The sequence below is a fragment of the Stenotrophomonas sp. 2YAF22 genome (genome assembly GCF_052114665.1).
Lineage (GTDB): Bacteria > Pseudomonadota > Gammaproteobacteria > Xanthomonadales > Xanthomonadaceae > Stenotrophomonas > Stenotrophomonas indicatrix.
In genome coordinates this window covers 1-2,466 of the sequence record NZ_JBFRFE010000636.1, presented here as the reverse complement: position 1 = coordinate 2,466, position 2,466 = coordinate 1, and the positions used below count along the sequence as shown (strand labels likewise).

Here is a 2,466-nt window from a genome sequence, read left to right as displayed (position 1 = left end):
GTCACCCTGCAGATGCTGCCGTACTTCGCCATCGTCGCGCCGGCGATGCTGGTGCCAACGCTGCTGGGAGCGAAGCTGTATGTCGGTATCAGTGAAGTGCGTTTCCGGCAGATCGTGCTGGGGCTGTTGACGGCCTCCGGCGTTGCCATGCTGGCCTCGTCGCTGCCGTTGCTGCTGTCCCGCGGGGCGGCGGGATGAGGGCTCAGGCGGGCCGCAGCATGCGGAAGCGTTGGTCGGCGGTGATCCGGAAATAGTCGGCCGGTCCGCCGCCGCGCAGGATGGTGTCGCTCGCTGCAGTGTCGTAGATGCCGTCGACGAGCAACCGCGTATCGATATGCACGGCGACCACTTCTCCCAGTACCAGCCAGCCATCGGTGTCATTGCCGGCCGCATCACGCAGACGCACGATCTGCGTGCAGCGGCACTCCATGCTCACCGGGCTCTGCGCCACGCGCGGCGGAGCAACCTGCTCCGAGGCCAGTGGTGTCAGCCCGGCCAGGACGAACTCGTCCACGTCTGGCGCGACTGCGCGGCAGCTCTCGTTCATTGCCTGGGCCAGGTCGAATGTGGCGAGGTTCCAGACGAACTCGCCGGTGGCTTCGATGTTGCGCAGCGAGTCCTTGCGGCCCTGGCTGCTGAAACCAATGATCGGCGGCGTGTAGTTGAACGCGTTGAAGAAGCTGTAGGGCGCCAGGTTCACATTGCTGTCGGCATCACGACTGCAGATCCAGCCGATGGGGCGGGGGCCGATGATGGCGTTGAACGGATCGTGTGGCAGGCGATGGCCATCGGCCGGGCGATAGCTGTGGAAGCGGGGAGGGGTGGGGTCTGCCATGGGCGTGTTTCCGCGGGAGTCGAGCGTGCTCGACGCTACAAAAAAGGCCGCGATCCCGACGGACCGCGGCCTTGTCGTTTACGGCATGGACTGGATCAGCGCTGCTGGATCTTCGACAGCAGGCGCAGGAACTCCACATACAGCCAGACCAGGGTCACCATCAGGCCGAATGCGCCATACCATTCCATGTACTTCGGCGCGCGCTGGGCCACGCCGGTTTCGATGAAGTCGAAATCCAGCACCAGGTTCAGCGCGGCCACGACCACCACGAACAGGCTGAAGGCGATGCCCAGCCAGCTGGCGTCATGGATCACCGGCACGTTGATGTTGAAGAAGCCCAGCACGAACGAGGCCAGGTACAGCAGGGCGATGCCGCCGGTGGCGGCGACCACGCCGAGCTTGAAGTTCTCGGTAGCCTTGATCAGGCCGCTGCGGTAAGCGAACAGCAGCGCGAACAAGGTGCCGAAGGTCAGCAGCACCGCCTGGAACACGATGCCCGGGAACTTCATGTTGAACACGGCCGAGATGGCGCCCAGGAACAGGCCCTCCACCAGCGCATACATCGGTGCGGTGACCGGCGACCATTCCTTCTTGAACACGGTGATCAGTGCCAGCACCAGGCCACCGATAGCCCCGCCCATGGCGTACAGCTTGGCGCCGGCCATCACCTGGCCATAGTCGTCTACGGTCTGGTTCCAGGCAAACGCTGCAGTCAGCACTGTCAGCAGCAGCAGGAAGCCGGTCTTGTTGACGGTGCCGTTGAGGGTCATTACCTGGCCGGGGCTGGTTACCACCGAGCCACTGGCCAGATCGAGGAAGGTCGACTCGGAAAGAGCCGGGTTGCCGCTGCGCATGCGAGGTCTCCGTGCGAAAAGGGGGCGATTCGGCCATCCGGCCGCTGGCTGCGAGCATAGCCGATGACTGCGTAAGCCGTGGTCATGGCGGGGCAGGGCAGGCATTGCGCGTTGACAGTTCGCACGGCGCTTGGCCACAATGGTCAGCTCCCCGGGTTCACACCCGAGGGGATTGCAACACCGGGGTATAGCGCAGTCTGGTAGCGCGCCTGCTTTGGGAGCAGGATGTCGGGGGTTCGAATCCCTCTACCCCGACCAATCCACATCACGTCGGATTGGACGCCGTTCCGGTTCGGGCGCCCGTAGCTCAACTGGATAGAGCACCGGCCTTCTAAGCCGGCGGTTACAGGTTCGATTCCTGTCGGGCGCGCCATTGGTGCGACACCGGAACGCAGCCGGCGGATGTGAAGAAGTGCTTGCAAAACCCTGGCGACTCCACCAGAATGTCGGACTCGCTTCGGCGGACCGGAACTTCGGTGACAGTCCTCGGGCAACGTATCAAGCGTCAACGTCGGCGATATCGGCGGTGAAGCGAAAGTTTCAGTGGTGGCTGTAGCTCAGTTGGTTAGAGTACCGGATTGTGATTCCGGTGGTCGGGGGTTCGAATCCCCTCAGCCACCCCACTGATTCAACCGCATCGGCATCGCCGAAACGGTATTGCAATAAACAGGTCGCCGGCTATAATGTGCGCCTGAGTTTCAAGGGCTGTTAGCTCAGTTGGTAGAGCAGTTGACTCTTAATCAATAGGTCCAAGGTTCGAATCCTTGACAGCCCACC

General features: G+C 62.9%; 2 protein-coding genes, 4 tRNA genes and 1 pseudogene. 5 read left to right on the top strand and 2 right to left on the bottom strand.

Annotated elements, in window-relative coordinates:
- A pseudogene (locus AB4Y84_RS19275) lies at window positions 1-198 on the top strand (sulfite exporter TauE/SafE family protein); the annotation flags it as partial.
- A 4-nt stretch (window positions 199-202) separates the two neighbouring features.
- On the opposite strand, the gene AB4Y84_RS19270 reads toward AB4Y84_RS19275, so the two are convergent.
- Both AB4Y84_RS19270 and AB4Y84_RS19265 read right to left on the bottom strand, forming a co-directional pair.
- Window positions 203-835 carry a flavin reductase family protein gene (locus AB4Y84_RS19270; protein ID WP_394195947.1) on the bottom strand — a complete coding sequence of 211 codons (633 nt, stop codon included), beginning with the start codon at window positions 833-835 and terminating at the stop codon, window positions 203-205.
- A gap of 95 nt (window positions 836-930) precedes the next feature.
- Window positions 931-1,689, bottom strand: coding sequence for a Bax inhibitor-1/YccA family protein (locus AB4Y84_RS19265; RefSeq protein WP_099819174.1), 759 nt, complete (start codon window positions 1,687-1,689; stop codon window positions 931-933).
- Between the two features lie 181 nt (window positions 1,690-1,870).
- On the opposite strand from AB4Y84_RS19265, the gene AB4Y84_RS19260 reads away from it, so the two are divergent.
- The 4 genes from AB4Y84_RS19260 to AB4Y84_RS19245 all read left to right on the top strand — a co-directional run bounded on the left by AB4Y84_RS19260 (window position 1,871) and on the right by AB4Y84_RS19245 (window position 2,464).
- Window positions 1,871-1,947 (top strand) — tRNA-Pro (locus AB4Y84_RS19260).
- A gap of 38 nt (window positions 1,948-1,985) precedes the next feature.
- A tRNA-Arg gene (locus AB4Y84_RS19255) sits at window positions 1,986-2,062 on the top strand.
- Between the two features lie 173 nt (window positions 2,063-2,235).
- Window positions 2,236-2,312: transfer RNA gene (locus tag AB4Y84_RS19250), tRNA-His, on the top strand.
- 79 nt (window positions 2,313-2,391) lie between these two features.
- A tRNA-Lys gene (locus AB4Y84_RS19245) sits at window positions 2,392-2,464 on the top strand.
- The last annotated feature ends 2 nt before the right edge of the window (window positions 2,465-2,466 follow it).